The sequence below is a fragment of the Cupriavidus sp. GW823-FHT07A04 genome (genome assembly GCF_058794615.1).
Window position 1 is genome coordinate 92,288 of sequence record NZ_JBXAHA010000014.1, and the last position, 14,731, is coordinate 107,018.

General features: G+C 68.2%; 14 protein-coding genes. 6 read left to right on the forward strand and 8 right to left on the reverse strand.

Annotated features, from left to right (window positions below; genetic code table 11):
* Positions 1-147: 147 nt before the first annotated feature.
* Both AC1Q7Q_RS24140 and AC1Q7Q_RS24145 read right to left on the reverse strand, forming a co-directional pair.
* Positions 148-963, reverse strand: coding sequence for a tetratricopeptide repeat protein (locus tag AC1Q7Q_RS24140; RefSeq protein ID WP_492375307.1), 816 nt, complete (start codon positions 961-963; stop codon positions 148-150).
* A gap of 43 nt (positions 964-1,006) precedes the next feature.
* On the reverse strand, positions 1,007-3,133 hold the full coding sequence (locus AC1Q7Q_RS24145; protein ID WP_492375306.1) for a bifunctional 2',3'-cyclic-nucleotide 2'-phosphodiesterase/3'-nucleotidase: 2,127 nt from the start codon (positions 3,131-3,133) through the stop codon (positions 1,007-1,009).
* Between the two features lie 282 nt (positions 3,134-3,415).
* Here AC1Q7Q_RS24145 and modA point away from each other — a divergent pair, with 282 nt between their 5' ends.
* The 3 genes from modA to AC1Q7Q_RS24160 all read left to right on the forward strand — a co-directional run bounded on the left by modA (position 3,416) and on the right by AC1Q7Q_RS24160 (position 5,752).
* Positions 3,416-4,219 (forward strand): molybdate ABC transporter substrate-binding protein, encoded by an 804-nt coding sequence (modA, locus tag AC1Q7Q_RS24150; protein WP_492375311.1) that lies wholly within the window; start codon positions 3,416-3,418, stop codon positions 4,217-4,219.
* 132 nt (positions 4,220-4,351) lie between these two features.
* Positions 4,352-5,023, forward strand: a complete 672-nt coding sequence (modB, locus tag AC1Q7Q_RS24155; protein WP_492375310.1) for a molybdate ABC transporter permease subunit — start codon at positions 4,352-4,354, stop codon at positions 5,021-5,023.
* Between the two features lie 6 nt (positions 5,024-5,029).
* Positions 5,030-5,752, forward strand: coding sequence for an ATP-binding cassette domain-containing protein (locus AC1Q7Q_RS24160; protein WP_492375305.1), 723 nt, complete (start codon positions 5,030-5,032; stop codon positions 5,750-5,752).
* 21 nt (positions 5,753-5,773) lie between these two features.
* Here AC1Q7Q_RS24160 and AC1Q7Q_RS24165 read toward each other — a convergent pair whose 3' ends face one another.
* From AC1Q7Q_RS24165 to AC1Q7Q_RS24185, 5 genes are all read right to left on the reverse strand, one after another.
* Positions 5,774-6,292, reverse strand: coding sequence for a class IV adenylate cyclase (locus AC1Q7Q_RS24165; RefSeq protein WP_492375304.1), 519 nt, complete (start codon positions 6,290-6,292; stop codon positions 5,774-5,776).
* Positions 6,293-6,393: 101 nt separating this feature from the next.
* Positions 6,394-7,197 carry a TOBE domain-containing protein gene (locus AC1Q7Q_RS24170; protein WP_492375303.1) on the reverse strand — a complete coding sequence of 268 codons (804 nt, stop codon included), beginning with the start codon at positions 7,195-7,197 and terminating at the stop codon, positions 6,394-6,396.
* A gap of 110 nt (positions 7,198-7,307) precedes the next feature.
* Positions 7,308-7,550, reverse strand: coding sequence for an RNA recognition motif domain-containing protein (locus AC1Q7Q_RS24175; protein ID WP_150988598.1), 243 nt, complete (start codon positions 7,548-7,550; stop codon positions 7,308-7,310).
* Between the two features lie 118 nt (positions 7,551-7,668).
* Entirely contained in the window at positions 7,669-8,448 is a 780-nt protein-coding gene (fabI, locus tag AC1Q7Q_RS24180) for an enoyl-ACP reductase FabI (protein WP_492375302.1), read from the reverse strand.
* Positions 8,449-8,499: 51 nt separating this feature from the next.
* Positions 8,500-10,848, reverse strand: a complete 2,349-nt coding sequence (locus tag AC1Q7Q_RS24185; RefSeq protein ID WP_492375309.1) for a DUF3141 domain-containing protein — start codon at positions 10,846-10,848, stop codon at positions 8,500-8,502.
* A 323-nt stretch (positions 10,849-11,171) separates the two neighbouring features.
* On the opposite strand from AC1Q7Q_RS24185, the gene AC1Q7Q_RS24190 reads away from it, so the two are divergent.
* A complete protein-coding gene (locus AC1Q7Q_RS24190; RefSeq protein ID WP_492375301.1) occupies positions 11,172-12,113 on the forward strand; it encodes a phosphate acetyltransferase in 942 nt (313 codons plus the stop codon).
* Between the two features lie 85 nt (positions 12,114-12,198).
* Entirely contained in the window at positions 12,199-13,425 is a 1,227-nt protein-coding gene (locus AC1Q7Q_RS24195) for an acetate/propionate family kinase (RefSeq protein WP_492375300.1), read from the forward strand.
* Between the two features lie 101 nt (positions 13,426-13,526).
* Here the strand turns inward: AC1Q7Q_RS24195 and AC1Q7Q_RS24200 are convergent, their stop codons facing one another.
* On the reverse strand, positions 13,527-13,682 hold the full coding sequence (locus AC1Q7Q_RS24200) for a hypothetical protein (RefSeq protein ID WP_492387226.1): 156 nt from the start codon (positions 13,680-13,682) through the stop codon (positions 13,527-13,529).
* Positions 13,683-13,809: 127 nt separating this feature from the next.
* Between AC1Q7Q_RS24200 and AC1Q7Q_RS24205 the strand changes: the two genes are divergently transcribed.
* Positions 13,810-14,731 (forward strand): hypothetical protein (locus tag AC1Q7Q_RS24205; protein WP_492387227.1); only part of this gene is annotated, 922 nt, incomplete at its 3' end.

The following is a 14,731-nucleotide window of genomic DNA, read 5'->3' on the forward strand; positions in this document are numbered from 1 at the left end:
TCTCACACGTTCCAAAACGGCCAACACCGTACAGCCGCGCCAGCAGCTAGAAGCAGTAAAACCCCGCCCACAAACGTCACCCCCGCGTCAGCGGGCTACAAGCACGCGTGCCCCCCCCCAACGCCCCGTCCGCCCCGCCCCAAGAAATCAAGGACTCAAAGCCGGATGCTTCAACGCATGCGCAGTCTCCGCCAGATGCGCGCGAAAACTCCCCTCATCCCGCTTCAACCCCAACTCACCATACCGATAGGCCATCGCCAGCGCCTGGATCGATTCCGGATGCTCGCGCTCGGCCGCGGCCTCGTACCACGCTACCGCGCGGGCCTCGTCGCGCGGCACGCCTGCACCTTCACGATAGGCATTGGCCAGCATGAACATCGCCTGCGGCACGCCGGCATCGGCGGCCAGCTCGAACCAGCGCGCGGCCGCGGCCGGGTCCGGCGCGCGGCCATAGCCGCCGCGGTGCAGCAAGCCGAGGTAGTACGCAGCCCCGGTATTGCCCGCGGCGGCGGCCAGCTCGAAGTGGTGCCAGGCCGCCTCAGCGTCGGGCGCGCGCTGCGCCTCGCCGAGGAAAGCCGCCTTGCCCAGCACAAAATGCGCGCGCGCATCGCCCGCCCCGGCGGCCTGCTTCAGCCAGTCCCGGCCTTCGGCATGCGCCGCCGCATCCCCGCTTGCCCACAACGCTTCGCCAAGCGAGGCCTGGGCCGCGCCCTCCCCCGCCCGCGCCGCCTGGCGCAGCGCCGCGAGCGCCTCTTCGTCGCCGGCCGAGCCGGCCCGCGTCTGCCACTGGGCAAGCTGCGCGTGGCGCGCGCTGGCATGCTCGCGCCACGCCGATGCCCCGCCCACGCAGCCGGCCGCCACCGCGACCGCCACCAGCGCCGCAGCGATGACCGGATGCAGGCGGCGCTGACGCCCGTGGCGACGCACAGGCGCACCGCATGCCGGCGCCGTCGTTCCCTTCATTGGCGTATTCGTTGCCGTGCTCATTGCCGTGGTCATTGCCGCCTTACTGGTTGAGGTCGACGCTGTATAGCGACAGGTTCTTGGTGGTGTCGTAGCTCGCCTGCTCCAGCGCGATATTGGCCAGGCCTGCGGCTTGCGCCTGCGCCAGCTGGCCTGGCGCGGAAGCAAACACCACCTTGCCGGCCGTGGCCACCTTGGTGAAGCGCCAGCTGCGCGCGCCGCCGTTGATGGCGCGCGTGATGGCGCCGGCCTTCTTGATGTAGGCGATCAGCACATCGCGGCTGGCGTCCGGCGAGGCGTAGACCGTCTTGCTGCCGTCCAGGCCGGGGAAATTGCCGCCGCCGCTGGCGCGGTAATTGTTGGTGGCCACGATGAACTGCTGGCTGGCGTCGAGCGGCACGCCCTTGTACGCGAGGTTCTTGATGCGGCTGCCCTCCGGCTGCGTCACGTCGATCTCGTACTGCAGGTCGGGCGAGGTGAACATGTCGAAGTTATAGCCGGGGAAGCTGCTGATGAGCGGCTGGTCGGCGGTCTTGGCCGGATCGATCAGGTTGAAGCGCTTGGCGGCGGTCTCCAGCCAGGCCTTGACGTCATTGCCGCTCACCTTCACCGCGTAGATGGTGTTGGGGTAGAGGTAGAGATCGGCTGCATTGTTGATGGCGAGGTTGCCGGACTGCACGTCGGTGTAGTCATTGCCCCCGCCAAAGCCGCTCTTGAACGGCGCGGAGACGGACAGCACCGGCAGCGCGGCCAGCGCCGGCAGGTTGGCGGCGATGTAGTCCTTCACGTAAGCCGCCTGCGCCTGGTTGACGATCTGGATCGCACCGGGATCGCCCACGTCGGCGAAGTACGTGCTCATGCGGTAGTCGGTGGTGCCGATCGGCGTCTTCACGTAGGCGATGGTGGCCTGGTGCTCCGCATCGACCGCGGCCGCCACGCTGGCATCGGCCGCCACATAGCTCTTGTCGGCATTCTGGATCGAGCGCGCCTGGACCGTGGTAGCGCTCTTGTCAACCACCCAGCGATTGCCGTCATGCGCGAGCTGCAACTTGATCACGCCGAGGCGGCGGCCCCAGTAGTCGGCCATCACGGTAGGCACGCCGTTGACCGTGCCGCGCACCTTGTCCACGCCCGGCAGGTTGAACTGCGCCACCGTGCTGGTGGCATCGGGGAAGACCTGGTGCGAGTGGCCGATCAGCATGGCGTCCACGCCGGCCACCTTGGACAGGTGCCAGCTGCCGTTCTCCATGGTGGGCGAGTACGCGGAGGCATCGAGCCCGCCGTGCGAGATCACCACCACCAGGTCGGCACCCTTGGCGCGCATCTCCGGCACGAACTTCTCGGCGGTTTCCTTCACGCCCTCGGTGTAGACCTTGCCGTCGAGCCAGCGCTTGTCCCAACTCATGATCGCGGGCGGCGTGAAACCGATGATGCCGACCTTGACCGGCACCGTGACGGTGTTGCCGTCGGGCCCGGTGGCGGTGATCTGGCGGGTGATGATGGTGTACGGCTGGAACAGCGGCGCGCGCGTGCGCACGCTGTACACGTTGGCCAGCACCTGCGGGAAGGCCGGCCCGGCGCACGGCGTCTGCACGGTCGGGTCGGGCAGGCCATCCACGTTGAAGCGGTTGCCCGTGACCTGGTTCAGATAGCCCAGGCCGTAGTTGAACTCGTGGTTGCCGATGCCGCCACCGTCGAACCTGGCCGCGTTCATCACCTTGTACATGGCCAGGGTCTCGCCGCACTTGAGCGGGTTGACCTGGGCCTGGTAATCGGCCAGCGCGGTGCCCTGGATCGTGTCGCCGTTGTCCAGCAGCAGGGTGTTGGGAAACTCGGCGCGCGCCTGCTTGATCAGGGTTGCCACGCGCTCGAAGCCGAAGGATTTGTCCTCGGCCAGCTTGAAGTAGTCGTAGCTGCGCACATTGGTGTGCAGGTCGGTGGTTTCCAGCAAGGCCAGTGTGGCCTTGGTGCCGGCCGAGACGCTATCGGCCTGCGGCGTGACACCCGTGCCCGTGCCGGGGCTGGCGGGGCTGTCATCGGAGCCGCAGGCGGCCAGCAGCACGGTGGCCACGATGGCGGCGCCCAGCGCGGCCACGGTGGGCACGGCGAGGATCGGGGACGAAGCGGGTGCGGCGCGCGCGGATAGAACGTCGGTCGGACAGCGGTGCATTTGTGGCTCCCTTCTTTCTTGTTGTGCCTGGAGCCGGACATTGTCCCGAGCGCAAATGGCAACAGAGTGACGCGCGCGTTACACCACCGTGACGGCGGGCCGCCGGCAGCAGGCGCACCCGCACGGCCCGCCGATATGCCCTGTCCTAACCCAATGTGCCATTGACGCCGCGTTATATACCGTCATATATTGCGCATTTGGCGGGCACATCTGGCGGGCACATTCCGGCCTGGCTCGCCTGCTATCCAACCCGCTTCCGGCCACCCGCGCCCCGCCATGTCCATGCTCCCGATTTCCGCTGCGTTGCCTGCCCAGTCCCGCCAGCCGCGCGCCGCCTCGCTGGCGGCCGGCCTGCTGCTGTCCGCCACCCTGGCGCTGTCCGCCCCGGCCGCCTTCGGCGCAGACCTGGTGGTCTCCGCCGCGGCCAGCCTGACCAATGCCTTCAAGTCGCTCGCCGAATCCTACGAACGCGTGCACCCCCAGACCAAGGTGATCCTCAACTTCGGCGCCTCCGACGTGCTGATGCAGCAGATCGTCAATGGCGCGCCGGCCGATGTGTTTGCCTCGGCCGACCAGGACGCGATGAACAAGGCCGTGGCCGAACGCGTGGTGCAGCCCGCGTCGCGCCGCGATTTCGCCGCCAACCAGCTCGCGCTGATCCTGCCGGCTGACAGCAAGCTGGAAGCGGGCAAGCTGCAGGACCTGACCCGCCCCGAGTTCAAGCGCGTGGCCTTCGGCAACCCGGCGTCGGTGCCGGTGGGCCGCTATACCAAGGGCGCGCTGGAAGCAGCGGGCGTGTGGGATGCGGTCTCGGCCAAGGGCGTGATGGCGCAAAACGTGCGCCAGAGCCTGGATTACGTGGCCCGTGGCGAAGTCGATGCCGGCTTCGTGTTCGCCACCGATGCGGCGATCATGCCGGACAAGGTCAAAGTGGCGCTGCGGGTACCGACGCGCCAGCCGGTCACGTATCCGATCGCCATCACCTCGCACTCCAAGCAGCCCGAGCAAGCCGCGGCATTCCTCGGCTACGTGACGTCACCGGAAGGGCAGGCGGTGCTGGCCAAGTATGGTTTTCTCAAGCCGTAATCCGTAGCCGTAGGCCGCAAGCCATAATCCCTGATCCTTGCCCGCGGCCCCGGCGCCCGGGCGCGCCGCCAACCTGAATCCACCTTGCCGCCTGCCTGGCTCCGCCGGCAGGCGTTTATGCTGATGACCTCCCTGGAAGCTGTCTGGGTCCCGCTGTCGCTGTCGCTCAAAGTCGCGGGCTGGGCCACTGTGCTCAACGCCGTGCTGGGCGTGGGCGCGGCCTTTGCACTGTCGCGCTGGCGATCGGCCGCGCGCGACGTGGTCGACGCCCTGCTCACGCTGCCGCTGGTGCTGCCACCGACCGTGCTCGGCTACTACCTGCTGGTGCTGGTCGGGCGCCGCGGCGTGTTCGGCGAGTGGCTCGGCCGGCTCGGCATCGAACTGGTCTTTACCTGGCAAGGCGCGGTGCTGGCCTCCACCATCGTGGCCTTCCCGCTGGTGCTGAAGTCGGCCCGCGCCGCCTTCGAAGGGGTTGACTCGCAGCTCGAGGACGCCGCGCGCGTGCTCGGCACGTCCGAGGCCGGCATCTTCTTTCGCGTGACGCTGCCGCAGGCGTCGCGCGGCATCATCGCCGGCGTGCTGCTGGCCTTTGCCCGCGCGCTGGGTGAGTTCGGCGCCACGCTGATGGTGGCGGGCAACCTGCCCGGGCGCACGCAAACGCTGTCGGTCGCCATCTACGAAGCCGTGCAGGCCGGCGACGACAACACCGCCAACGTGCTGGTGCTGGTCACTTCCCTCACCTGCGTGGTGCTGCTGGTGGCCGCCGGGCGGCTGGTGCCGCCCACCCGCAAAATGTACCGGTAGGCCGCCATGACCATGCAAGTCACCGTACGCAAGCAGCTTGGTTCCGCCGACCGCCGGTTCGGGCTGGATATCGCCTTCGATTCGCAAAGCAAGCGCATTGCGCTGTTTGGCCCCTCCGGCGCGGGCAAGAGCCTGACGCTGCGCGCCATCGCCGGATTGCTCACGCCGGACAGCGGCCGCATCGTGCTCAACGGCCGCACCCTGTTCGACAGTGAGACACATGTCAACGTGCGTCCGCAGGAGCGGCGCGTGGCCTACCTGTTCCAGGACTACGCCTTGTTCCCGCATCTGACGGTCGCGCAGAACATCGCCTTCGGGCTGGAGCGGGGCTGGCGCAACCCGCGCCGCAATACGCACCACCCGGAAGCGCAGCGCTGGATCGATGCGTTTGGCCTTGGCGCGATCACCGGCAACTATCCCGGCGAGATCTCTGGCGGCCAGAAACAACGCGCCGCGCTGGCGCGCGCGCTGGCGGCGCGGCCCGATATCGTGCTGCTGGACGAGCCGTTCTCCGCGCTGGACCCGGCGCTGCGCATACGCATGCGCGCCGAGCTGCGCGCGCTGCAAGCCAGCCTGGAAGTGCCCATGCTGGTGATTTCGCACGACCCCGACGACGTGGAGGCCCTCGGCGACCATGTGCTGGAAGTGCGCGAAGGCCGCATCTTTGGCGCCGCGCCCGTGAAGGGGCATCCGCAGGTGTACGCGCCCGTCTCGGCGCACGTGGTCTGAGGCGGGCTCAGTGAGGCCAACTCAGGCCCCGGCCGCGCGCAGCAGGTCGACGTAAGCGGTTTCGATTAATTGCCCTCGCGTTATGCCCAGCTTGCCAAGCAGCGCATGCGCCTCGGCAATGCCGGCCTGGGCCGGCTCGCCGTCGGCCAGCACCACCTCCAGCTCCAGGAAATCCCCCAGCCCCTCCACGCGGTCCAGATGCACGCGCGTGCGGCCCACCAGGAACAAGGTGCGCGCCTTGCGCACGCGCCCGCTCTCGCCCCACGCCGCCGCCAGTGCGGCGCGCAGGGAATCGGGCGCGGCCGTGGGCGAGAGGATGTAGTGGCTCTCCTTGGGCCCGGCCTGGTCGGCGCGCGCGTAGAAGATCAACTGGCCTTCGCCGGACGGAAAGACACGCAACTTGAGCCGCCCGTTGGGGCAGGCAAAGAAGGTGTCGTCCTGCAGGATCAGCTCGGGGCCATGGTCGGCCAGCGGCGCGACCCGTGGCAACAGCGCGTCCACGCTGGCGATACGCGCCTTGATTTCTATGTTGCTTGGCATGGTCGTCGGTAACTCGGGAATTCAGAAAATCAGGCAAACAGCAGCTTGGCGGCAATCATCCACATGGTGATGCCGATGACGATCTCCAGCACGCGCCAGGCTCAGCCCATGGTGCCCAGGATCACGCTCGACGCCTTGAAGATCGCCAGCGCGCGGCTGCCCTCGGCAAGCCCCAGCGCGCTCACGCTGTCGTTGGTGACAATGGCGACCACGGTGCCGCCGCCATCCAGTTCCAGCGCCACCTCGGCATTGACGGCGCCCGGCAGCACGCGGGTCACCTTGCCAGGCAACTGGTTGCGCGCCGAAAGCCGCAGCCCGGGATCGGGCAGCCCCAGCAGGACCGAGGAAGCCTTGATCAGCGCGAAGGCTTCGGCGCCGGGTGCGAGGCCCAGCGTCTCCACGCTTTCGTGGGTGATGGTGGCGACCACATGCTGGCCGCCCGCGAGCGACAGCGTGACCTCGTCATTGACGGCGCCGCCGCGGATCGCAGCCACCTTGCCGAAGAGCTTGTTGCGTGCACTGGTCTTGATCATGAAACGCCGCATCAGGTGAAGGTCATCCTGCGCCGTCTCGCTGACGTTGCCGAGGCTGGCGAGGTGTTCGACAAAGAGCCGGTGCTCGTGCTCAAGCGCGCGGTAGGTGCGGATCAGGCTGGCGGCGCGCTCGGTCAGCACGGTGCCGCCGCCGCCCTTGCCGCCGGCGGCGCGCACCACCAGCGGCTCGCCCGCGCTGTTGTTCATGGCGTCGATGGCATCCCAGGCGCCCTTGTAGCTCAGCCCGACCGCCTTGGCGGCAGCGGTGATCGAGCCGTGCTCGCCGATCGCGGCCAGCAGGGCGATGCGCTCGCGCCCGCCCCAGTCCTGGGACCCTGAACGAAACCAGATCGCGCCGTCGAGTTCTAGCATGCGGGAATGGCGCTACCGCGTGGCAGCGCAGCAAAGTGGCAGAAGCCGCTTATCTTAATGCCAAAGCGCGGCGGCGCGCGGCAGCCGCCCGGCCTCAACTTGCCAGCGCATCAGCCCTGGTGAGCCGGGATATACCAGCGCATCATGCTGCCGGCGAAGTACTGGCGATCCAGCTGGCGCAGCAGGCGCCACGCCTTGAAAGCATCGATATCCAGGTCGACCCAGGCCCAAGGGTGGTTCGGATCGCCCTCGCGCATCAGTTCCACGGACGTCACCGGTGCGTAGGTCGCCAGCTTGTCGCGCAGCATCTGTTCGGTCACATCGCGGTGCAGGCCCCGGATGAGTACCTTCATGTCTTGCTCCCGATATGAGGCAGCGCGCACGTGGCGCTCAGCGCGTGCCTGCGTTGTCTAGCTCATTGTAGGCGGCCCGACGCGGGCCGTGGGCCACGCATCGCGCCCTCGGCGGCAGTCAGCCCATGATGTGCGCGCCGCCGTCCACGTACACGGTGTTGCCGGAAATCCGGCGCGCGTAGGGCGTCGCCAGGTAGGCGGTGGCAAAGCCCACGTCCATGATGTCGACCAGCTCGCCCAGCGGGGCGCGGCCCGCGGCATCCGCCAGCAACTGCTCGAAATCCTTGAGCCCGGACGCCGCGCGGGTCTTGAGCGGCCCCGGCGAAATGGCGTGCACGCGGATGCCGCTCGGGCCGAGTTCGTGCGCCAGGTAGCGGCAGGAGGCCTCCAGCGCCGCCTTGACCGGGCCCATCAGGTTGTAGTTCGGCACCACGCGGTTGGCGCCCTCGTAGCTCATGGCGAACAGGCTGCCGCCCGCGCGCATCAGGGGCACCGCGCGCCGCGCCAAGCGCACGAAGGAATGGCAGGACACGTCCATGGCCCGCGCGAAGCCGGCCGCCGATGCATGGAGCAGCCCGCCCTGCAAGTCGTCCTTGGGCGCGAAGGCCACCGAGTGCACCAGCACGTCGAGCTGGCCCCATTGCCGGGTGATCCGCTCGAACAGCGCCTGCTCCTGGCCCGCGTCCTCCACGTCGAGCGGCATCAGGATCGTCGCGCCCACCGATTCCGCCAGCGGCGCCACATGCGGGTAGGCCTTGTCGTTGAGATAGGTGATCGCGAGCTCGGCGCCAAGCTCGCGGAAGGCCCGCGCGCAGCCCCACGCGATGGAATCCGCGTTGGCCACGCCGACCACCAGCACGCGCGCGCCCAGCAATGGGGGATTGGGTACTTGCACCATGATGTCCCTCGCTTAATGAATGCGCGGCCCCGATGGCGCCGCCCGCCTGGTTTAGGTGCCTGTCTTGACGTTGCGCCGCGCCGAAGGCTTGACCGCCTTGAGAGGCTTGGCCACCTTGCCGGGCTTGGCCGCGCCGGCCACAGCCGTGCCTGCCTTGCGAACGCGTGCGCTGGCTTCCGGCGAAGCGGCTTTGCGCACCGTGCGCGGCGTTTCCACGGGTGTGGGCGCCAGGGGCGCCGCGGCGGCGGGCTGCGCGGTTTGCCGCGCGGTATGGTCGGTGCCCAGCGCGCGCGCCACCTCGCGGTAGCGCGCCAGGCGGGCGCCTTCGAGCGGCCCCACCACGGTCACGATGCGATGGATCGCCATCATGATGCGATGGCGCAGCGCGCTGTCCGGCACCAGCAGCGGCAGCGCGGCCACGGCCCGCCCGGCGTCCAGCCCCACGATCATGCTCTGCCGCCTGACCGCGGCCTTGACCGTGGCGATGTCCGGCTGCTGCTCCAGGTGCTCGCGCGCCATCTGCCGCATCAGGTTGAAAGGCCGCTCCTCGATGCTGGTGTTCTCGTCCGCCACAAAGCAAAGGATGCGCATAAAGGCATCGAGCGGCGTACCCTGCTCGATCCCCGCCTCGGCCTCATGGATGCGCCGCGCGGCCAGTTCCTGGCGCAGCGCAGCGCTCAGCGGCGGCGGGCCGCGCTTTTCGGCGCCAGGCGAGAAGCCCATCAGCGCGGACAGCCATGGCGACTGGTACAACGCCTCGAAGAGCTGCTCCTGGAAGGCGTCGCGCTGGTCGCGCCATGCGTCGAGCGTGCGCACGATGGTGTCGGACACCGCGCGCTCCAGCGTGACGAAGGGATTGTCCGGCGCCACCGGCTGGCGCGCCTCGCGCACCGACGGCGCCAGCGCGGCGATCCACGCCATCCACGGATTCGCGTCCGACGCCAGCGAGCGCTCCAGCCGCGCCGGGTGCATCTGCCGCATCGCGTAGGCGCTCAGCTCGTTGGATACGGCCTGCACCGCCGGCGAGGCGAAGGTGTCGTACAGGCGCTGATTGACTTCGGCCACGCGGCGCACCACCTCGAACGCACGCTCGTCGTCGCGGCCATCGTCCAGCGTGAGGATGTCGTCGATGGTCCTGCGCTCGAAGCGCATCAGGTAGCGGCCTTCGATCAGTTCCAGGTGCGAGGTGCCCGGCGCGATGTCTTCGATGCGCGCCTCGTACAGCCCCGGCGGCAGCACGTCGATCAGGTCCAGCGCCGAGAACAGCTCGGTGTGCTCGCGATTGGCCACGCCGGCCGAGACGAAGATGCCGAGGTGCCCGACCTTTTCATGCAGGCAGTAGACGATGACCTGGTCGTTGGCGACGATCTCGTCGACGCTGGCGTAGAGATCGGGAATCCAGTTCAGCGCCTGCTGCGGCGGCGTGATGTTGTCGCCCCAGGAAGCAAAGACCACGATCGGCGAGCGCACATTGCGCAGGTCCACCGCGACGCTGCCATCCGCGCTGCGCACCTCGCCGGCGGTGAGGTGGTTGCCAACGAACAGGTTCTGCACGATCCAGTCGATCTCGGCACGGTTGAGCAGGAAGTGCCCGCCCCACCAGCGCTCGAAGGCCAGGAAGCGCTCGCGCTCCGTATCCACCTGCGCATAGACGTCGTAGAGCTTTTTCCAGTACGTATTGGATGGATTGAGCTGCTCGAAATTCTGCACCAGCCAGGCCCCGTCAAAGCGGCCATTGCCGAGATCCGAAGTCAAGGACGACAGCCACGAGCCGCCCAGCAGCCCGCCGCTGTAGCGCATCGGGTTGCGCCCGCGCACGCCTGACCAGTAGGCCAGCGGCGAACCGGCCAGCAGGATGGGGCCGACCAGTTCCGGCGCGGCGGCTGCCAGCATCATCAGTGCCCAGCCGCCCTGGCAGTTGCCGATCACGAACGGCTTGCCCTGTGCTTGCGGATGACGCTCGGCCACGGTGAGCAGGAACAGCGCTTCGGCGCGCGCCACGCACTCGATGGTCTGGCCCGGGCAAGGCACCGGGAAAAAGGTGACGAAGTAGCAGGGATGGCCGCTGCGCAGCGCGATGCCGATCTCGCTGTCGATCTTGAAGCCGCCGATGCCGGGGCCATGCCCGGCGCGCGGATCGATCACCACGAAGGGCCGCTTGGTGTCGTCGGTGACGATGCCGGGCGGCGGCAGGATGCGCAGCAGCGCGTAGTTGGCGGGTTGCGCCAGCGTGCGCGCGTCGATCACCACCTCGTGCTCGAAGATCAGCACCGGCGGCATGCCCTCGCGCTCGTGCTCGAAGGTCTGGTTGCCGCGCTCGCGCAGGATGTCGAGCAACAGGATGGCGCGCTGCCAAGCGTCATGCGCGTAGGACCACGCATCGGACAAGAGCGGTGGCATGCCAGCGGCGGCGCTGCCGGCATGGATGGCGGGATCACGTGCGTTCACTCGGCTTCCCCTTCTACGTTCTACGGTGTGGCGCCGAAGGCAGTCGTTTCCAGGCGATCGCACGGAATTGCTGCCCTGCAGCACAGCACAATCTACCAGTCCGCATCGTGCTTGACAACCCGCTGCATGGGCGGATCCGGGGCCGGGATGACCTGGCGCAAGGTACACGCCAATGTCATCGTGCCGAAGGAAACATCGCCTATACTGGCCTTTGTTTTTGCGCGACGCAGCATGTCCGCGCGGTCGCACCGCAACCCCGACGCACCGGAACGCCGATGACCCACACGCCCGACAAGTACTCTGTCCTGCTGGCGCGCTGCCAGGATTTGCCCGCCATTCCCACCGCGGTGGCGCATCCCTGCGATGCTTCTTCGCTCGGCGGCGCGCTGCAGGCGGCCAGCCTGGGCCTGATCGTGCCGCTGCTGATCGGGCCCGAAGCGCGCATCCGCCAGGTGGCCGACGCCAACGCGCTGGACCTTGGCGACAGCGTGCTGATCGACGTGCCGCACAGCCATGCCGCCGCCGCGCGCGCCGTCGCGGCAATCCGCGCGGGCGAGGCCGAGCTGCTGATGAAGGGCAGCCTGCACACCGATGAGCTGCTGCACGAAGTCACCGCGTCCGCCACCGGCCTGCGCACGGGGCGGCGCCTTTCGCATGTGTTTGCGATGGACGTGCCGAGCTACCACAAGCCGCTGTTCATCACCGACGCCGCCGTCAATATCTTTCCCACGCTCAACGACAAGGCCGATATCTGCCGCAACGCGATCGACCTGCTGCGCGTGCTGGGCATCGAGTGCCCCAAGGTGGCCATCCTCTCAGCGGTGGAAACCGTGACCGACAAGATCCCCTCCACCATCGACGCGGCCGCGCTATGCATGATGAGCCGGCGCGGCCAGATCGAAGGCGGCATCCTCGACGGCCCGCTCGCGTTCGACAACGCGATCAGCCATGAAGCCGCGGTGACAAAGGGCATCGTCTCCGAGGTCGCGGGCGATCCCGATATCCTGCTCGTGCCCGACCTGGAAGCCGGCAACATGCTGGCCAAGCAGCTCACCTTCCTGGCCGGCGCCGAAGCCGCCGGCATCGTGCTGGGCGCGCGCGTGCCCATCATCCTCACCAGCCGCGCCGACAGCGTGCGCGCGCGCATCGGCAGTTGCGCGATTGCCGTGCTGCTGGCGCATGCGCGCCGCACTGGCCAGACGTCCAGCAAGATCTGAACGCGCCGGCGTCTCGGTCGCCGTCCCAGTCGCCGTCCCAGTCACAGTCAACGTCACAGTCAACGTCACAAGGAGGCTTGCCAGCGTGAGCGCCACCCATCCCACCATCCTCGTCGTCAATGCCGGCTCCTCCAGCGTCAAGGTCTCGGTGTACGCCGTGCCCGAGGCCGCGCACGCCAATGCCGACATCAACCCGGTGCTCAGCGCGCACGGGCAGATCGAAGGCATCGGCGTGTCGCCGCGACTGACCGCCAGCATGGCGGACAGCCGCATCGTCGCGGACGAACGCTTTCCGGTGGCGCAGGTGGCCGATCACGACGCAGCCTTCCGCCTGATCCGGCTGGTGCTCAGCATCGGCCTGCGCGATGCGCCGCCGGTGGCGATCGGCCATCGCGTGGTGCATGGCGGCGCGGATTTCTCCGCCGCCGTGAAGATCGACGACGACGTCATTGCCAAGCTGGAAGCATTGATCCCGCTGGCGCCGCTGCACCAGCCGCACAACCTCACGGCGATCCGCGCGGTGCGCGCCGCCGCGCCGGCGCTGCTGCAGGTCGCCTGCTTCGACACCGCCTTTCACGCCGGGCACGACCCGCTGGCGCAACTGCTGGCGCTGCCTTACGAATACTTCGAACGCGGCATCCGCCGTTACGGCTTTCACGGCCTGTCCTATGAGTACATCGCGCGCCGCCTGCAGCAGATCGCGCCCGACCTGGCACAGGGCCGCGTGATCGTGGCGCACCTGGGCAACGGCGCCAGCCTGTGCGCCATGCGCGACGGGCGCAGCGTGGAATCCACCATGGGCCTGACCGCGCTCGACGGCCTGCCGATGGGCACGCGCTGCGGCGCCATCGATGCCGGCGCCATCCTGTGGCTGTCGCAGCAAGGCATGAGCACCAAGGATATCGAGACGATGCTGTACCAGGAGTCAGGGCTGAAGGGACTGTCCGGCGTCAGCAGCGACATGCGCGCCCTGCTGGCCAGCGACGCGCCGCGCGCGCGCCTGGCGATCGATTTCTACGCCTATCGCGCGGCGCAGGAAATTGGCAAGCTGGCGGCCACGCTGGGCGGCCTGGATGCGCTGGTGTTCACCGCCGGCATCGGCGCCAACTCGCCGCCCGTGCGCGAAAATATCTGCGCGCGGCTGGCAGAGCTGTTCGGCATCAGCCTGGACGCGGGCGCCAACAACGAAAACCGCCAGCGCATCAGCCGCGACAACAGCCGCGTGCCGGTCCTGGTACTGCCTACTGACGAGGAAGGCATGATCGCGCTGAATACCGCACGTATCATGATGGAGCAGAACGCGCTAGCGTAGTGCTCCCGAGACGCTAGAGCTAGCGTGCGAACGGCCTGCGTTTGCAATGCGGATTCGGCGCGCCCCGCCCCCGCATTGTTCTCCCCCTCCATCGACGTCAATTACTGGTTCCGCTCCGTGATGACGAGCGGGATGCGCATTTCGCCAACCGTCATGACCGCCTGCAGCGGCAGGGCCGAAGCCGGCAACGACGTCGCCGTGAACGCGCGCGATGGCGACGCGAAGCGCAGCCATGCCGGCAAGGCCGTTCCGTCCATTTGCGTCACCCTCACCTCGGCACCATTCGCGGCGCCAGGAATTGCCTGCGCGGGCAACGCAAACCGGAAGTGACTGCCTGGCCTGGCCATATCCTTTGGCACCGACACTGCAATGAGGTCCGATGGATTGCCAGTTGCCTTCAGGCTCACCGTGACCGTGATGCCATGCGGATCGTCGGCAGGCGCCCTCGAACCTGCGGCGGCGGTCGATGCGTCACCACCGCTGACGTTGCCGCCGGATGAGCCGCTGCTGCCTGACGACGAGGTGCCGCCGCTCGAGGAGCTCGAACCACCGTTCGATGTGTCGCCGCCGCTGGAACTACCGCCGGACGAGCCGCTGCCGCTCGAGGACGACGAGCTACCGCTCGACGAACCCGAACCACCGCCCGACGTATTGCTACCGCTGGAGCTACCGCCGGACGAACCGCTGCTATTCGACGACAACGACGAGCCGCTACCACTCGACGACGAAGAGCCGCCGCTCGACGAACCCGAACCACCGTTCGACGTACCACCACCACTGGAGCTACCGCCGGACGTGCCGCTGCCACTCGACGACGAGGAGCTGCCGCTCGGCGAGCTCGAAGCACCGCTCGACGTATCGCCACCGCTGGAGCTACCGCCGGAAGAGCCACTGCCGCTCGACAACGAGGAGCCGCCGCTCGACGAACTACCGCTCGATGAGCCCGCGCCGTCGATCGTGTTGCCGCCGGAGCTACCGCTGGAAGAACCACTGTTGCCACTCGAAGAACCGGTACCCGACGAGCCACTTCCGCTCGAGGAGCCAGTGCCATCGCTCGTGTTGCCGCCGGAGCTACCGCTGGAAGAACCACTGTTGCCGGACGATGAACCACTACCCGACGAGCCACCACCACTCGATGAGCCCGCGCCGTCGCTCGTGTTGCCGCCGGAGCTACCGCTGGACGAACCATTGTTGCCGGACGAAGAAGCGCTACCCGACGAGCCGCTGCCACTCGATGAACCCTGGCCGTCGATCGTGTTGCCGCCGGAGCTACCGCTGGAAGAACCATTGTTGCCAGACGAAGAAC